General features: G+C 62.3%; 15 protein-coding genes, 1 tRNA gene and 3 pseudogenes. 8 read left to right on the forward strand and 11 right to left on the reverse strand.

Annotated features, from left to right (window positions below; all coding sequences use genetic code 11):
• Nucleotides 1-37 precede the first annotated feature (37 nt).
• Nucleotides 38-1,072, forward strand: a complete 1,035-nt coding sequence (locus NYQ88_RS20220) for a DUF2793 domain-containing protein (RefSeq protein WP_275652859.1) — start codon at nt 38-40, stop codon at nt 1,070-1,072.
• Here NYQ88_RS20220 and NYQ88_RS20225 read toward each other — a convergent pair.
• The gene (locus NYQ88_RS20225; RefSeq protein ID WP_275652860.1) at nt 1,047-1,649 is read right to left on the reverse strand and encodes a TetR/AcrR family transcriptional regulator; all 603 of its coding nucleotides are present in this window, start codon (nt 1,647-1,649) and stop codon (nt 1,047-1,049) included. The two genes, NYQ88_RS20220 and NYQ88_RS20225, sit on opposite strands and share 26 nt — an antisense overlap.
• Nucleotides 1,650-1,724: 75 nt before the next feature.
• Between NYQ88_RS20225 and NYQ88_RS20230 the strand changes: the two genes are divergently transcribed.
• The gene (locus tag NYQ88_RS20230; protein WP_275652861.1) at nt 1,725-2,135 is read left to right on the forward strand and encodes a VOC family protein; all 411 of its coding nucleotides are present in this window, start codon (nt 1,725-1,727) and stop codon (nt 2,133-2,135) included.
• A 103-nt stretch (nt 2,136-2,238) separates the two neighbouring features.
• Nucleotides 2,239-3,129, forward strand: coding sequence for an NAD(P)/FAD-dependent oxidoreductase (locus tag NYQ88_RS20235; RefSeq protein WP_275652862.1), 891 nt, complete (start codon nt 2,239-2,241; stop codon nt 3,127-3,129).
• Here the strand turns inward: NYQ88_RS20235 and NYQ88_RS20240 are convergent.
• On the reverse strand, nt 3,126-4,163 hold the full coding sequence (locus tag NYQ88_RS20240) for an aldo/keto reductase (RefSeq protein ID WP_275652863.1): 1,038 nt from the start codon (nt 4,161-4,163) through the stop codon (nt 3,126-3,128). The two genes, NYQ88_RS20235 and NYQ88_RS20240, sit on opposite strands and share 4 nt — an antisense overlap.
• Nucleotides 4,164-4,254: 91 nt before the next feature.
• Here NYQ88_RS20240 and NYQ88_RS20245 point away from each other — a divergent pair, with 91 nt between their 5' ends.
• Nucleotides 4,255-5,274 (forward strand): rhodanese-related sulfurtransferase, encoded by a 1,020-nt coding sequence (locus tag NYQ88_RS20245; protein WP_275654967.1) that lies wholly within the window; start codon nt 4,255-4,257, stop codon nt 5,272-5,274.
• A 48-nt stretch (nt 5,275-5,322) separates the two neighbouring features.
• Here NYQ88_RS20245 and NYQ88_RS20250 read toward each other — a convergent pair whose 3' ends face one another.
• The 7 genes from NYQ88_RS20250 to NYQ88_RS20280 all read right to left on the reverse strand — a co-directional run bounded on the left by NYQ88_RS20250 (nt 5,323) and on the right by NYQ88_RS20280 (nt 10,332).
• Nucleotides 5,323-6,165 (reverse strand): metal ABC transporter permease, encoded by an 843-nt coding sequence (locus NYQ88_RS20250; protein ID WP_275652864.1) that lies wholly within the window; start codon nt 6,163-6,165, stop codon nt 5,323-5,325.
• Nucleotides 6,162-7,016: a metal ABC transporter permease gene (locus tag NYQ88_RS20255; RefSeq protein WP_275652865.1), complete on the reverse strand. Its 855-nt coding sequence runs from the start codon at nt 7,014-7,016 to the stop codon at nt 6,162-6,164. The genes NYQ88_RS20250 and NYQ88_RS20255 overlap by 4 nt, the downstream gene beginning before the upstream one ends.
• Entirely contained in the window at nt 7,013-7,882 is an 870-nt protein-coding gene (locus NYQ88_RS20260; protein ID WP_275652866.1) for a manganese/iron ABC transporter ATP-binding protein, read from the reverse strand. Before NYQ88_RS20260 ends, NYQ88_RS20255 begins: the two co-directional genes overlap by 4 nt.
• The gene (locus NYQ88_RS20265) at nt 7,879-8,769 is read right to left on the reverse strand and encodes a metal ABC transporter substrate-binding protein (protein ID WP_275652867.1); all 891 of its coding nucleotides are present in this window, start codon (nt 8,767-8,769) and stop codon (nt 7,879-7,881) included. The genes NYQ88_RS20260 and NYQ88_RS20265 overlap by 4 nt, the downstream gene beginning before the upstream one ends.
• Nucleotides 8,770-8,851: 82 nt before the next feature.
• Nucleotides 8,852-9,067, reverse strand: coding sequence for a hypothetical protein (locus NYQ88_RS20270; RefSeq protein ID WP_275652868.1), 216 nt, complete (start codon nt 9,065-9,067; stop codon nt 8,852-8,854).
• Nucleotides 9,068-9,297: 230 nt separating this feature from the next.
• On the reverse strand, nt 9,298-9,954 hold the full coding sequence (gene msrA / locus NYQ88_RS20275; protein ID WP_275652869.1) for a peptide-methionine (S)-S-oxide reductase MsrA: 657 nt from the start codon (nt 9,952-9,954) through the stop codon (nt 9,298-9,300).
• 54 nt (nt 9,955-10,008) lie between these two features.
• Entirely contained in the window at nt 10,009-10,332 is a 324-nt protein-coding gene (locus NYQ88_RS20280; RefSeq protein WP_275652870.1) for a hypothetical protein, read from the reverse strand.
• 227 nt (nt 10,333-10,559) lie between these two features.
• Between NYQ88_RS20280 and NYQ88_RS20285 the strand changes: the two genes are divergently transcribed.
• From NYQ88_RS20285 to NYQ88_RS20295, 4 genes and pseudogenes are all read left to right on the forward strand, one after another.
• Nucleotides 10,560-10,649: transfer RNA gene (locus NYQ88_RS20285), tRNA-Ser, on the forward strand.
• Between the two features lie 123 nt (nt 10,650-10,772).
• Nucleotides 10,773-10,940: pseudogene (locus NYQ88_RS20810) on the forward strand (DUF6538 domain-containing protein); the annotation flags it as partial.
• 1,114 nt (nt 10,941-12,054) lie between these two features.
• Nucleotides 12,055-12,519, forward strand: a pseudogene (locus NYQ88_RS20290) (tyrosine-type recombinase/integrase); the annotation flags it as partial.
• Nucleotides 12,520-12,523: 4 nt separating this feature from the next.
• Nucleotides 12,524-13,724: pseudogene (locus NYQ88_RS20295) on the forward strand (IS91 family transposase).
• Nucleotides 13,725-14,113: 389 nt separating this feature from the next.
• On the opposite strand, the gene NYQ88_RS20300 reads toward NYQ88_RS20295, so the two are convergent.
• Nucleotides 14,114-15,106 (reverse strand): aldo/keto reductase, encoded by a 993-nt coding sequence (locus NYQ88_RS20300; protein WP_275652871.1) that lies wholly within the window; start codon nt 15,104-15,106, stop codon nt 14,114-14,116.
• Between the two features lie 39 nt (nt 15,107-15,145).
• Complete coding sequence (locus NYQ88_RS20305) at nt 15,146-16,030, reverse strand: aldo/keto reductase (RefSeq protein ID WP_275652872.1); 885 nt, start codon at nt 16,028-16,030, stop codon at nt 15,146-15,148.
• Nucleotides 16,031-16,101: the final 71 nt, after the last annotated feature.

Here is a 16,101-nt window from a genome sequence, read left to right on the forward strand (position 1 = left end):
CTGGCGCCACACTGATCTCCACCGCAAGGAGATGAGAATGGACCAGACTGCCCGCCTCGAGCTGCCCTTTATTGTTTCCGGGCAGGCGCTCAAATTCATCACCCGTAATGAGGCGCTGGAGCGTCTCGACATGCTGGTGCAGCCTGTCGTCGAGGACGCCGGGATCACGAGCCCGCCGATGAGCCCCCTGCCCGGCGCGGCCTATATCGTGCCGACCCTGGCGAGCGGCGCATGGTCTGGCCATGGCGGGGAGATCGCCGCGTACCAGGCCGGCGCCTGGCGCTTTTACGACCCGGCCCCGGGCTGGCAGGTGTTCGACCGGGAGAGTGGGGCGCTGAAAATCCTCTCGGGCAGCGCCTGGGTTGCCGTCGCGGCGATTGGGGATGGCCTGCCGCAACTGGGGGTGAACGCCTCGGCTCATGGCACGAACCGGCTTTCACTCGCCAGTGACGCGAGCCTTTTCAGCCATGATGGCGGCGGGCATCAGCTCAAGATCAACAAGGCCGACGCAGACTATACGGCGAGCCTCCTCTTCCAGAGCAATTGGACCGGCCACGCCGAAATGGGGCTGATGGGCGACACTTCCTGGCGGATAAAGGTCAGCGCGGACGGCGTGAGCTGGAGCAATGCCATCACCATTGATGCAACGACGGCATTGGTGACATTTGCGGGTGGCCTGCGGCCAGCGAGTGACAACAGCCAGAGTCTTGGCAGCGGCACGGCGCGCTGGTCGGCGGTCTGGTCTGCCACCGGAACCATCCAAACCTCGGACAGGCGGGAAAAGACCGATATTGTGCCGACCGATCTCGGCCTCGACTTTGTCTGTTCGCTCAATCCTGTCCGCTTTGCGTGGAAGAGTGGCGAAGGCGGCGTGCACTATGGCCTTCTGGCCCAGGAGGTCGCCGACGCGCTCGCCAGCGCTGGCGTCAGCGGCTTTGGCGGGCTTGTTCTGGCCGATCCCGATGATCCCGAAAGCCCGCAGGGGCTGCGCTATGACCAGTTCATTGCGCCGCTGATTGCGGCGGTGCAGGCGCTGACCGAACGGATCACGGCGCTGGAGGCGCGCGCCTGAGCCCGCGCAGCAGCGTCTCGACGGCGACCCGATAGGCGTCGAGTTCGTCGGCCGGGGCCTGCGCCGCGCGATCAAAGATGGCCGAGAGCAGATGGGCCAGCGGCACGCCGGGGACCGGAGCGATGGTGGCGTCATCGAGCGCGCATTGCACGCCTTCAATCAGGCTGCGAAGGCCATGGCGGGCATCGATGGCGTCCACCGCCGCGCGGCCCAGCACGGCGGGCGCATCGACCAGCATGATCTGCCGGCGGCCCGGCTCCTGCATGGCCGAGAGATAGGCGTTTCCGCCGGCGACCAGCCCGTCAATGGTGTCGGCGGGGGCCCCTGCCCCGTCCGTAGCCGTGCCGATGGCTGAAGCCACCTCGCCATGCTCGCGCTCCACCACCGCCGCGAACAGCGCCTGTTTGTCGGCAAAATGGTGATAGAGCGCGCCGCGCGTCACCCCGGCGGCGGCGACGATCTCGGGGGTAGAGGTCGCGGCAAACCCCTTTTCGGCAAAGAGGCCTCGGGCCGCGTCGAGCAACGCCTCGCGGGTTGCGGCGCGTCGATCTTCCTGCGTGCGCTTCACGTCTTGCATACATACAGCCTGTATGTTACCCAGATTGATACATGCAGTCTGTATTTAACTTCAGGCTTACGCAAGGAGGACAAAATGCAATTCACCAGTCTTTACCCGCTGATCCAGGTCCGCAACGTGGCGGCGACGTCAAAATTCTACCGCGACCATTTCGGCTTCACCCCTGTGTTCGAGAGCGACTGGTATGTGCAATTGCGCGGGCCATCGGCGGCCGGGCACGAACTCGCCGTCATCGCCTATGATCATGACTCCATCCCGCCCGAAGGGCGCGAACCCACCAGGGGCGTCATCCTGTCCTTTGAGGTGGAGGATGCGGCTGCGGACGCCGCCCGGCTGGAAGCGGCGGGCGTGCGCATTGCCCAGCCCCTGCGCGATGAAGTCTTCGGGCAGCGCCATATGATCGTCGCCGATCCCAATGGCATCCTCATCGACATCATCACCCCGATTGAACCCAACGCGGACTGGCTGGCTGCGCAGCAAGGCTGACAGACGGAACCTTGACAGAGATCCTTTCAAGTAACATTTGTTGTTACATAATACGGAACGGCCGTCGGACGAGCGGCCATTCCGCCCTTTGAAAGGATTTGCCATGCAGGATGTCGTTATCATCGGAGGCAGCTTTGCCGGGCTGGCCGCCGCCATGCAGCTGGGGCGCGCCCGCCGAAATGTGACCGTGCTCGACACCGGGCTCAACCGGAACCGCTATGCCGAGGCCGCGCATAATCTGCTGGGGCATGACGGCACGCCGCCGGGCGTATTGCTGGAGAAAGCACGCGAGCAGGTTGCGGCCTACCCGACCGTCAAACTCGTTTCGGCGCGGGCTGAAAAAGTCTCGGGCGAGCCCGACGCCTTCCGCGTCGAAACGGATCTCGGTGACATCATCGAAGGCCGCCGGGTCATTCTCAGCTATGGCATTGTCGATGAATTCCCCGCCATCCCCGGCTTTGCCGAGAGCTGGGGCAAATCGGTGATCCACTGCCCGTTCTGTCATGGCTATGAAGTGGCCGGAAAACGCTGGGGGCTGGTCTATTCCTCGCCCATGTCGCTCCATGCCACGTCTCTATATGGAGACTGGACCGACAAAATTTCGCTCTTTCTCAATGGTCACAGTCTCATCGATGAAGAGCGCAGCAAGCTCGAAAAGCGCGGGATAGAGATCTATGGCGCAAAGCTGGCCGCCATCGATCACGTCGACGGATGGCTGCGCAGCGTGAGACTTGAGGACGGCACACATGTCGAGCTCGACGCGCTCTACGCCCATCCGCGCAACCGGCCCTCCGCCGATATTCATACCCAGCTTGGGCTCGAGACCAAAGAGACGCCGACCGGCATCATGCTGGCGGTGGACGAGCGCGGCACCACTTCCCGGCCCGGGATTTATGCCGCTGGCGATCTCGTCAGCGGCATGCATTCGATCAGCTTTGCCATGGCCTCCGCATCGGTGGCGGCCATTGGGGCGCAATCTTCGATGCTGGTCTAGCGCAGCCAGCCCTGTGGACGCGGCTGCAGTTCCATCAGCCCGTCCTTGGTGGCTTCATCGATGGCCGCGATCTCCTCGGGCGTAAAATCGAGATTGTCGAGCGCTCCGAGATTGTCCTTGAGCTGGTCGAGCGTGCGCACGCCGATCAGCGCCGAGGTCATTTCGGGGCGCCGCAGCACCCAGGCCAGGGCAAGCTGGACCATCGACTGCCCGCGCGAAGCAGCAATTTCCCCGAGGCGATCGACGGCCGCCAGAACCCGTGGCTCGATATGGCTCGCACGCAGCGAACCTTGCGGATTTTCGCCACGCGTGCCCTCTACCTTGCCCTTGTTGTATTTGCCCGACAGCACGCCCTGCGCCAGCGGCGAAAAGGCAATCATGCCGATCCCCAGTTCACCGCAGGCGTCGATGGTGTGATCGTCCTCGATCCAGCGATTGAGCACGGAATAGCTGGGCTGATGGAGCGTCGTGGCAACGCCCATTTCCTTGAGAATGCGATGGGCCTCGCGGGTCTGGGCTTCCGGGTAGGAAGAGATCCCCACATAGAGCGCCTTGCCCGAGTTCACCGCATGAGCGAGCGCGCCCATGGTTTCCTCGAGCGGGGTGTCGGGATCGAAGCGGTGGGAATAGAAGATATCGACATAGTCGAGCCCCAGGCGCTTGAGGCTCTGGTCGAGGCTGGCGAGCACGTATTTGCGGCTTCCCCATTCGCCATAGGGCCCCGGCCACATATTATAGCCCGCCTTGGTCGAGATGATCATCTCGTCGCGATAGGGGCGGAAGTCGCGGGCCATGACCTGCCCGAACAATTCTTCGGAGGAACCAGCCGGAGGACCGTAATTATTGGCGAGATCGAAATGGGTAATGCCCTTGTCGAAGGCGTAGCCGAGAATTTCCATGGCCGAGGGATAGTCCCGCGTGCCCCCAAAATTCTGCCACAGCCCCAGGCTGATCGCGGGCAGTTTCAGGCCTGATTTCCCGGCACGGCGATAGACCATGCTGTCATAGCGTGCGTTATCCGCCCGATAAGTCATTTCTCAACTCCCGATGTCTTGCTTTCCTGGCCCCGTGACGCCGGGTGCCGGCAATGCTATGAGCGGCGCGATGACAAGGATCGACGCCAAGATGGCCCCCACTCTGCCCCAGCACAATCATCCATACAAGGTGATGGCGATCTACAAATTCGCCCAATTGCCGGACGCCGAAGCACTGAAATCTCCGCTCGCAGAATTCTGCTGCGGCCGGGATATCAAGGGCACGCTGATCCTGGCGCCCGAGGGCATCAATGGCACTGTCGCGGGCAGCCCCGAGGCGATCGACGCGCTGGCGGACTATCTCTTTGTCACCGGCCCATTCGATGACCGGCTGGTCGGCGCCGAGGTCAAATATTCCTTCGCCGAGACCGCGCCTTTCCTGCGCATGAAGGTGCGCCTCAAGCCCGAGATCGTCACCCTGCGCGCCCCCGAGGCCAATCCGAGCAAGCAGGTCGGCACCTATGTCGAGCCCGAGGACTGGAACGCCCTGATCGAGCGCAATGACGTGGTGCTGGTCGATACCCGCAATGATTACGAGGTTGGGCTCGGCACCTTCCAGCGCGCCATCGATCCGGCGACGCAGAGCTTTGTCGAGTTCAAGGATTATGTTGCGCAGAACCTTGATCCCCAGCGTGACAAGAAAGTCGCCATGTTCTGCACGGGCGGCATTCGCTGCGAGAAGGCTTCGTCCTATCTGCTCAGCCAGGGCTTTGAGGAGGTGTTCCACCTCAAGGGCGGCATTCTGAAGTATCTCGAGACCGTTCCGGCCGAAGAGAGCCGGTTCAATGGCGAATGCTTCGTGTTCGACGAGCGCGTTTCCGTGGGCCACGGGCTCGAACTGGGCTCGGCCACGCTCTGCCGCGCCTGCCGCCATCCGCTGACGCCGGCTGACCGCGCCAGCCCCGACTATGCCGAAGGCGTCAGCTGCCCCCATTGCGTGGGCGAGACCGACAAGCATGCCGCCGCCGCCGAGCGGCAAAAGCAGATGGAGCTGGGCCGGAAGAAGGGCGTGGCGCATCTCGGCGATGAGGCGGCGCGCATTGCCGCCGAGCGCAAGGCCGCCAAGCGGGCACAGGCCGAAGCCTCGCGCGAACGCAACAAGGCCGATTAGGCGAAGAGCCCGGGCGGACATGACCCGCCCGATGGCCCAATTATGACATCATACCACCGCCGTGGTGCGGCGGCTGGTGAGGACGAGGGAGACGATAAAGCAGGCGCTCATCAGCAGCACGATGGTGGGCGCCGGGGCGCTATCGATGAAAAAGCTGATATAGACGCCAAGCAGACTGCAGCCGACCGAGATGGCGACGCCCAGCCACAGCATCACCCCGAAACGGCGGGTGAGAAGGAAGGCAATGGCGCCCGGCGCGATCAGCAGGGCAATGACCAGCACGATGCCAACCGCCTGCAAGGCGCCCACGATGGTGAGGGCGATCATGGCGAGGAGGCCATAGTGCAGGAGCCGCACAGAAAGGCCGATGGCGCCGGCCTGCTGCGGATCAAAGATGAACAGCATGAGGTCGCGCCATTTGGCGGCGAGCACGGCTGTGACCACCAGCGCAATGACGCCGGTCTGGATGAGATCGGCCGTGCCCACGCCCAAAATATTGCCGAACAGGATGTGGTCGAGATGGATATCGGTGCGGATGGCGGCAAAGAGCACGATCCCGAGCCCGAACAGCCCGGAAAACACCACGCCCATCACCGAATCTTCCTTGATGCGGCTGTGCTCCTTCAAAAATCCCACGCTGAGCGCACACACCATGCCGGCGATGAAGGCGCCGACGCCGAGCGGCAGGCCGACGAGATAGGCCAGAACCACGCCCGGCAGGACGGCGTGGGAAATGGCGTCGCCCATCAGCGACCAGCCTTTCAGGACCAGAAAGCAGGAGAGTAGCGCCGTCGGCACCGCGACCAGCACGGCGATGACCATGGCCTGGACCATGAAGGGAAACTGGAATGGCCAGAGGGCCAGTTCGTACCAGGGGATATCAGGGGTCATTGCGCATTCTCCCACGCGACGCGGCGCCGCGCCGCCAGCATGCCGTGCTTGGGGGCAATGAAGAATGCGGTGAGGAAGACGCAGGTCTGCAGCACCACGATGACGCCGCCCGTCGCGCCATCGAGAAAATAGCTGAGATAGGCGCCCAGGAAACTCGAGAGGACACCCACGGCAATGGCGATGAGGATGAGCCTGGAGAATCGATCGGCGAGGAGATAGGCCGTCGCGCCGGGAGTGACGACCATGGCGATGACGAGGAAGGCACCGACCGTCTGCATGGCAGCCACAGTTGCCGCACTCAGCAGCGCAAAAAAGATCAGTTTCAGCAGATCGGTCTTGATGCCAATGGAGCGGGCGTGGCTCTCGTCGAAAAAGGTGACCATCAGATCCTTCCAGATCACCAGCATGACCGCCAGCGTCACCCCGGAAATGATCACCAGCTGCAGCGTATCCTCGGGGGTAATCGCAAGAATATTGCCCAGCACGATGGTCTGGATGTCGATGGGCGTCGGCGAGAGCGACACCATGAAGAGGCCGAGCCCGAAAAAACTCGAAAAGATCAGCCCGATCACGGCGTCTTCGCGCAGCTTGGTGCGCTGGGACAAAAACAGCATGGCCCCTGCCGCGAGCCCGCCGGAGAAGAAGGCGCCGAGCGAGAACGGCAGGCCCAGCATATAGGCGCCGGCCACGCCGGGCACGATGGAATGGGAGAGCGCATCGCCGATCAGCGACCAGCCCTTGAGCATGAGATAGGCCGAGAGGAAGGCGCAGATGCCCCCGACCAAGGCCGAGACCCACATGGCATTGACCATGTAATGGTAGGAAAAAGGCTCGAGCAGGGTCTCGATCATTTGTCGCCGCTCGACTGCTGGTGGGTCATCTTGCCGTTCTCGCCATAAAGCACGAGCGGCCGCTCATCATCTGTGAGGACTGAGAGGCGCCGCGGATCGTCATCATCATGGAGCCCTGCCCCGCCGAGCACGAAATGGCGCAGCACGCCCCCAAAGGCTTCTTCGAGACGGTCGCGGGTGAAGACTTCCGGGGTGGGGCCATAGGCCAGCACCGTGCCCTTGACCAGAACGGTGCGGTCGCAGAATTCGGGCACGGAGCCGAGATTATGGGTCGAAACGAGGATCACCTTGCCCTCGTCGCGCAGGGCGCGCAGCAGGGCAATGATGGAGTCTTCCGTCTTCACGTCGACGCCGGTGAAGGGCTCGTCGAGGAGGATCACCTCCCCTTCCTGCGCCAGCGCCCGGGCGAGGAAGACGCGCTTTTTCTGCCCGCCCGAAAGCTCGCCGATCTGGCGTTTGGCATAGTCGCTCATATCGACGCGAGCCAGCGCAGCGGCCACTTTGTCCCGATCGACCGACCGGGGAATGCGCAGGAAATTCATGTGGCCGAACCGGCCCATCATCACCACGTCCTCGACGAGGACCGGGAAATTCCAGTCCACCTCCTCGGCCTGGGGCACATAGGCGACGAGATTGTTGCGCTGCGCCTTCTGCCCGTCCTGGCCGAGAATGCTGATGGAGCCGGAGACCACGGGCACAAAACCCATGATCGCCTTGAAGATGGTGGATTTGCCGGCCCCGTTCACCCCCACCAGCGCCGTGATCGACCCACGCGGGCTGGTGAAGCTGGCATGCTTGAGCGCGGTGGTTCCGTTGCGATAGGCGACGGTAATGTCATTGACGGCGATGCCGGGGGTCGAACTCATTGGCTGAGACCGTTGGCGATGGTTGAAGTGGTGACCTCAAGCAGGTCGAGATAGGTGGGCACGGGGCCATCAGCCTCGGACAGCGAATCCACATAGAGCACGCCGCCATAGGCAATGCCAGTTTCGCGCGCCACCTGCTCGGCCGGGCGCGAAGAAATCGTGCTTTCCGAGAAAATCACCGGAATGTCGTGCTCGCGGACCGCGTCGATGACATTGCGCACCTGGCGCGGCGTGCCCTGCTGGTCGGCATTGATTGGCCAGAGATAGAGCTCTTTCAGGCCGAGATCGCGCGCCAGATAGGAAAATGCCCCTTCCGAAGTCACGAGCCAGCGCTTTTCTTCCGGAATGGCGGCCAGCGCATCGCGCATCGGGGCCACGGTGGCGGTAATCTTTTCCGAATAGGCCGCTGCATTGGCGGCATAGATCGCGGCATTGGCCGGGTCGACCTCGGCAAAGGCGGCACGGATATTGTCGACGTAAACCAGCGCGTCCGTCGGCGACATCCAGGCATGGGGATTGGGCTTGCCCTCATAGGGCCCCTCGCCAATGCCGATCGGCTCGATCCCATCGGCCAGCACAAAGCTCGGCACGGCGGGGAGATTGTCGAGGAACTGGGTGAACCATTGCTCAAGATTGAGCCCGTTCGACAGGATGAGATCGGCATCCTGGGCGCCGACCAGATCGCCCGGCGTCGGCTGGTAATTGTGGATTTCTGCACCCGGCTTGGTGATCGACACCACATCGGCGACGTCGCCAGCAACATTGGCCGCCATGTCGGCCAGAATGGTGAAGCTTGTCACCGCCTTGACGCGATCCTGTGCAGCCACGGGCTGGACAAGCGCCAGCGCGGCAAACAGGAGCAGGGCAAGCTTTAGTCGAGAGTGCATATCGATCCTCCAGGTCTTCACTGACTGGAAGATAGTGCAGTTGCAAATCATTCGCAATAGCATCTTGCCCTTGGCCTTCTGGCTAGAACGCCGCTGCGCGTACAAGAGTTTCAAGCCCGAGCGCGCGCTGCGTCTTTCTGGTCAACCGCGCCGCGACCAGACCGTGGGCGCGGGTGAGATAGGCCTTGATCTCGTCCTCGGTGAGCGGGCTTTCGGCCGAGAGCGCCACCCAGCCGGCGCGGGCAAAATAGGGCGCAGGGCGAATGCCATCCAATTCGAGCAGGAGCGGATAGGACATGTCCGAAACCTTGAGCCAGATTCGCCGGGGTCCTTGTCGAGCAGCGCAAAGATGCGTCCCCCGATCTTGGCGACCGAATCATCGCGCCACTGCCGCACGAGGGTCGTGGCGGGCAGGCCGAGCACGAACGCCTCAAAGGGCGCGCGACGCATGATGTCAGGGAAGTCGGGGGACATGAACGGCACTCAAACAAAAAAACGGCCCGCGTAGCGGACCGTTCGAGACAAGGACTATTGCGCCACGACGCCGAGCCCGATCGGGCAGGACACCCCGGTGCCATTGAGCCCGCAATAGCCGTTCGGGTTCTTGGCCAGATATTGCTGGTGGTAGGTCTCGGCATAATAGAACGGACCGGCTTGCCCGATCTCGGTGGTGATATCCCCAAATCCCCGCTGGCGCAGGGCGTCCTGATAGGCGGCGCGGCTGGCCGCTACGATGTCGGCCTGTTCCGGCGTCGTCGTATAGATGGCCGAGCGATATTGGGTGCCGACATCATTGCCCTGGCGCATGCCCTGTGTGGGGTCATGCTCTTCCCAGAAGGTCTTGAGCAATGTGTCGAGGGAAACCTGCGCTGGGTCATAGACGACCTTGACGCTCTCGGTGTGCCCGGTCAGGCCCGAGCAGGTTTCTTCATAGGTCGGGTTTGGCGTATGCCCGCCCTGATAGCCCACGGCGGTCACGAACACGCCGGGCAATTGCCAGAACAGGCGCTCTGCGCCCCAGAAACAGCCAAGACCGAAATAAATGGTCTCGGCGCCTTCGGGGTAAGGGCCCTTGAGGGCGGCGCCATTGACGAAATGGTTTGAGGCCACGCTCAATTCCTCGGCGCGGCCCGGCAGGGCCTCGGTTGCGCTTGGAATGGTGGCCGGCTTGGTGCGGAAGAACATATCTGTCTCCTTTCGCGCCATAATATGGGGTGCCGGCCCCGTTTTAGACAGGGGTCAGATCTCGCTTTGACGCAAAAACCGTTCGCGGCGGGGGCGCCGGCCCATCAGAGCCAGCACAATTCCAGGGATACCCACCACCGCAAAGGCGGGATAGGTGAGAATTGCATCTAAAACGCCATCAAGCAGATCGGCAAAGAAACGGCTACTCAGGAAGCTGCGCGCGGCCTCCAGCGAGCTCAAGTGCAATCCTGCCCAGACCTGGCCAAATTCGGCGAAAAGCAAATGATTGGCAGCGAGGGATTTTGTTCCGTCGATCACAAGCAAAACCATGGCCAGGGCTATCAGCCATGTGCCCAATAGTCTCAAGGCGAAACGCATGCACCAATCCTGTTCTTGCCCGGGCCTACATCCATACCCTTGAGCCAGCACCACCTTTTGACACGTTCGGCGCCCTTCTCACAAGGCGGAGGCGCAGAGATAAAAACAATCGTGACAAGGCCAAACTCCTCCCTTGCGCCCGAGAAGATCATCAGTATATTGCGCCTCGCTCGCAACCGATTTTCCAGACGGTTCGGCGGTCCCTGCGGATCGCTAAAAAGCGATGCGGAGAGATGGCCGAGTGGTCGAAGGCGCACGCCTGGAAAGTGTGTAGGCGGGGAACCGTCTCGAGGGTTCGAATCCCTCTCTCTCCGCCAGTTTCTCGAATCTCATTGTTTTCAGCGACTTAGGCTCCCGGAGAATCTTCGGGAATCATACACATGCATCACGCACGTGTCGTTCCGCTCTCCGGCCCATTGACTCTGGAGTCGGAGACGAGCATGGCGGCCAAGTGCGCCTATGTGGAAAAGGTCGGTGCGGTTTATTATGTGCGCAAACGAATCCCCCGTGCCTGGGCTGGGCGGGTGGAAGGCGAAGTTGTGCGCTTGTCGCTGCGGACCAAGGACCGAGTGACGGCGATCAAAAGGGGCCTGGAGGCGCTGGCGGTGTTCGAAGAGTTGCTGCGAATGGAGCTGAAGGATGCGCTGATGCATCTGACGCACAGGCTCATCGATGAACAGATGCTGCGGCCGGAGGCGATGACCGGGGACGACCTGGCCCGGCGCCGTGCGCTGGAGAGCGTGGGCGCCAAGATCATCAAGCGCGCCCGCCAGGACCTGGACCTCGGCGAGAACTTGGATGGCATCTACCAGGAACTGGTCCATTTCAACCGGGCCACGGTTGAAGGCGAGGCGATCTATGATCGGCTGCCACCGGAGTCGCGGTCAGGCCGCAGTGGCGAAATCGCTCCGATCGATCTGTCGCGTTTCGATGTCGTTCTCGCTGCGCTCGGCGCCTCTGCTCCCGAACCAGCTTCGGTCGTGCCGCCTCGCGCGCCTGCTGTCAGCATGGCATCAGAACCGGAAAAGCCGATGGTTCAACCGACGTCGGTGGAGGCATCCCTGCCATCACCGGCGCCTGTGGTCTACACGCTGCGCTTTCTGGCTGAGGACTATTTCAAGAACGCCGGCAAGGGAACGGGTTCAGACAATCGCTCCAATATTGAGCGTGCCCTGAACCTGTTCGAAAACCTCTGCCCCGAGGTGAAGACCCTGGCTGTCACCGATATTCCCCTGCCCATCTGGAATCAGCTTCACGACTTCGTCCAGCACATCCCGGACAATCGCGGCCGGCCCACTCCAAAAGACCTAGTCGCCTTCACGCGTGCGGCACAGGCAAAGGGGGCGGATTACCCGAAGCTCAGGGCCGCGACGCTCAATTCTAACTATCTCGGGGCCATCACCCGCCTCGTCAATCACGGCAACAATCGGCGGCTGTTCAACTATCGCAGCCCGTCCCTCGTCGTGTCCGAGAGCAAGCGCGCCACCCGATCGAGCGGACGCGCGCCATTCATCGACACCGAGATCACCGCCATCACCTCCTGCCCGGTCTTTACGGGCAGCGCCTCCCGGCACCATCGTTACTCGCCGGGCAAAGACATTTTTGCCGATGACCACATCTATTGGGCGCCGCTTGTGTCCATGCATGGCGGCATGCGGGTGACCGAGATCGGCCTATTGGAATTTGACCAGCTACAAGACTGGTACGGTCGTCCGACCCCATCTCAAGGTCGACGACATCGACAGCGCCCGCATGCTGATCCGGATCGAACAGGGCAAAGGGCGCAAGGATCGCAACGCCATGCTCTCGCCCCAGCTGCTGGAGCTGCTGCGCCTGTGGTGGCGCGAGGGTAAGCAACGGGGCGTGATGCTGCCCCATGGCTGGTTGTTTCCGGGTCGCTCCCCAACCGATCCGATCTCGTCGCGGCAATTGCATCGCGCGGTGCAGGAGGCGGCCGAGGTCGCCGGCATCCGCAAGCGGGTCAGCCCGCATACCTTGCGGCACAGCTTTGCCACCCATCTGCTTGAGCAGGATGTCGATATCCGGGTCATCCAGGTGCTGCTCGGGCATTCCAAGCTCGAGACGACCGCACTTTACACCAAGGTCTCGACCCGCACGATCCAGGCGGTCGCCAGTCCTTTGGACCGTCTGATGGCCCTGATGGAGGACAAGCCTCCACCCGCCTGAGCCAGTGCGCGCCACCATTGAGGTCGCCGATATCTTCCGTGCCGCCGGCCCTGCCTATCGCGCGGCCCATGCCGGGCATCTGAGCCTTACTCAACTCAAGGTCATGTCGGCGATCGAGACCTGCCGCACCGCGGCTCTGGGCGGTCACGTCGAAGCCTGTTCCGACTGCGGACATCGGCGGATCGCCTACAACTCCTGTCGCAACCGGCATTGTCCCCGGTGCCAGGGCGCAGCGGCACGCGCCTGGCTCCAAGCCCAGCAGGCCAATCTCCTGCCGGTGGGCTACTTCCACCTCGTCTTCACGCTCCCAACCGAGATCGCCGACATTGCCTTCCACAACAAGGCTCTGGTCTACGACCTGCTGTTCAAGGCAGCGTCCGAGACGATGCTCACCATCGCGGCAGATCCAACACCTGGGCGCCCGCATCGGCATCACCGCCGTGCTCCACACCTGGGGCTCGGCCATGACCCACCATCCCCATATCCACATGATCGTGCCCGGTGGTGGGATCGCACCGGATGGTCGGTGGATCTCATCGCGACCAGCCTTTCTGCTGCCGGTCAGGGTTCTGGGTGCGCTGTTCCGAAGATTGTTCCTCACCCGGCTGCTCGAACTCCATGGTGCCGGAAAGCTCGACTTCTTCGGACAGATGGCAGGGCTCCGAGACCGTCGGGCCTTCATCCGTCACCTCGCACCGGTCCGAAGAAAACGCTGGGTGGTCTATGCCAAAGCGCCCTTTGCCGGGCCTGAGGCGGTGCTCGCCTATCTCTCGCGCTACACCCACCGGGTCGCCATCTCGAACAGCCGCCTCATCGCCTTCGACGGCAATGAGGTCACCTTCCGCTACAAGAACTATCGCTGCTCCGGCGCCGAAAGGCAGCGGGTCATGACCCTTGCCGCCGACGAGTTCATCCGCCGCTTCCTGATCCACGTCCTGCCGCGCGGCTTCCACCGCATCCGGCACTACGGCCTGCTCGCCGGCTCCGCCCGCAAAGACTGCCTCGCTCAGGTCCGCGACATGCTGGGGGTGGCGCCGGCGTCGGACGAACCGCCGGCCCCCGAGACCGCCCCAGACCCGCGCCCGCCTTGCCCCTGCTGCGGCGGCACCATGGTGATCATCGAGACCTTCGCTGCATGGTGCCAGCCGCGGGCCCCGCCGACCGCGAGACAACCAGTCCGGGAGACCCTTCATGACCCGGCATGATCCGCTCGATCAATCGGTCCCGCCACGTCGCGGGCCGACAGGATGGTTCGTTCCAGGCGCTCCAGCGACCATCGTCCTGCACGCCAATCTCATCAACTCCGTCGTCGCTGAGCCTCAAATGCTGCCCGGACGACGTCCACCTGGCAAACTCGCCACGCCATATGCCGCAGTTTGCGGCCGGCACTTGACCGGGCCAAATCCGAAAAACCCATAGCGCAGCGTGTGCGGACCGCGGGTTCCTGCATGGGGTGGCTTTGCGACGCCAAACGGCATCCCAAACCCTTCACCATTTCAGCCATTGGATGCACGCTATTCTGAACCCGAAAGAGGACGCTGCACCGCCCGGTGGGGCGGTGCGGATGATCGTTCTAAACGTTTGTTTTCGGGTTTTAACGACCAGCCATTGCCTTGTTCTCGGGTGGGTATCGATCTCCCGCCATTTCGACGCCTTCAAGCGCAGTCCTGATGCTTTCCAGATCATCGGCATTGAGTGCGAGATCGGCTGCTGCCAGGTTTTCTTCGACCCGGTGCAGCTTGGTCGTTCCAGGGATCGGCACAATCCATGGTTTCTGGGCAAGGAGCCACGCGAGCGCTACCTGGCCAAGGGTCGCGCCCTTGGCCGCAGCGGTTTGCTTTAGGACGTCCACAAACACCTGATTGGCCTGCCGGTTCTCGGCGGAAAAACGGGGCTGCTTCGAGCGAAAATCATCGGCGCCGAAGTCCTTCTCCGGGTCGACCGTACCGGTGAGATAGCCCTTGCCGAGCGGTGCGAACGGCACAAAACCGATGCCGAGTTCCTCCAGCAATGGCAGGATCTCGCGTTCCGGCTCCCGGAACCAGAGCGAGTACTCACTCTGCAGTGCCGTCACGGGATGGACCGCGTGGGCGCGACGGATTGACTGGGCGCCTGCTTCGGACATGCCGAAGTGGCGAACCTTGCCCTGCTGCACCAGATCCTTGATGGCGCCAGCCACATCCTCCATCGGCGTGTCCGGATCAACTCGGTGCTGGTAGTAGAGATCGATGTAGTCAGTCTTGAGCCGCTTCAGCGAGCCTTCCACCACTTTGTGGATATGCTCCGGCTTGCTTAACGGCTTTCTCGCAAATCCCTGGCCGCCTTCGATGTCGAAGCCGAACTTGGTCGCAATGACGACCTGCTCCCGAACCGGCCTCAAAGCCTCGCCAACCAGCTCCTCATTGTCGTAGGGACCATAGACCTCGGCGGTATCGAAGAAGGTTTCGCCACGATCGACGGCTGAGCGGATCAGCTTGATCGCCTCTCCTCGATCCATCGCGGGGCCGAACGCAGCACTCATCCCCATGCAGCCCAGGCCGATAGCTGACACTTCGAGGCCACTGCGGCCCAATTCTCGCTTCTTCATCCGTTCCTCCTTCTTGTGTGTTTCTAGTCTCTGATGACTTCAAGCCTCGGGGATCTCGCGACCATACTTTTCCAGCGTGACGGCCTCGGGCTCGGGGCCACCGCGTTCATTGGTGTCGAGCGCGTCGATGGCCTTCACCTGCTCAGGCGAAAGTTCGAAATCGAAGACGTCGAAGTTTTCGGCGATCCGCGATGGCTTGACCGACTTGGGGATGACCGAGCGGCCTTCCTGCACGCCCCAGCGGAGCATGACCTGTGCCGCAGACTTCCCGTGCGCCGCAGCGATCTCAAGGATCACAGGATCTTCAAGCGTGCTCTTCGAGAAGCCGGGACGGTAGAAGGTGATGCCGCCGATTGGTGCCCATGCCTGCGTAAGGATACCGTTCTTGGCGTTTTCAGCCTGAACGTCCTTCTGCTGGAAATAGGGATGGACTTCGATCTGGTTGACCGCAGGAACCACGTTCACTTCCGAAAGCAACCGCTCAAGGTGCTCTGGCATAAAGTTGCTGATGCCTATAGCGCGCACTTTTTGCTCGTCGAGCAGGCGCTCCAGGGCACGATAGGCGGCGATTGTGCGCTCGAACGCCGTCGGCAATGCCTGATGGAGGATCAGGAGATCGATCTGGTTCAAACCAAGTTTCCCGGCGCTCTTGTCGAAGGCGTGCAGGGTTTCGTCGTAGCCGTAATCGCTGATCCAGATTTTGGTCTCGATAAATAGGTCACTGCGCGCGATCCCTGACTGCTTGATGGCATCGCCTACACCGCTCTCATTGCCATAGGCAGCGGCGGTATCGATGTGCCGGTAGCCAATCTTGAGGGCTTCAGCCACAGCAAACATGGTCTCGTCAGGCGGGGTTTGGAACACACCAAAGCCGAGGGTCGGCATCGAAACCCCATTGTTCAGTTCGACAGTTGGGATGGTCATCTGCTGCTCCTTACGCGCGGGCACCGATCGGTGCTTGATCATGTGAGGATATGTAGGTCATCCAGCAGCAG

The sequence above is a fragment of the Devosia sp. SD17-2 genome (assembly GCF_029201565.1).
Taxonomy (GTDB): domain Bacteria; phylum Pseudomonadota; class Alphaproteobacteria; order Rhizobiales; family Devosiaceae; genus Devosia.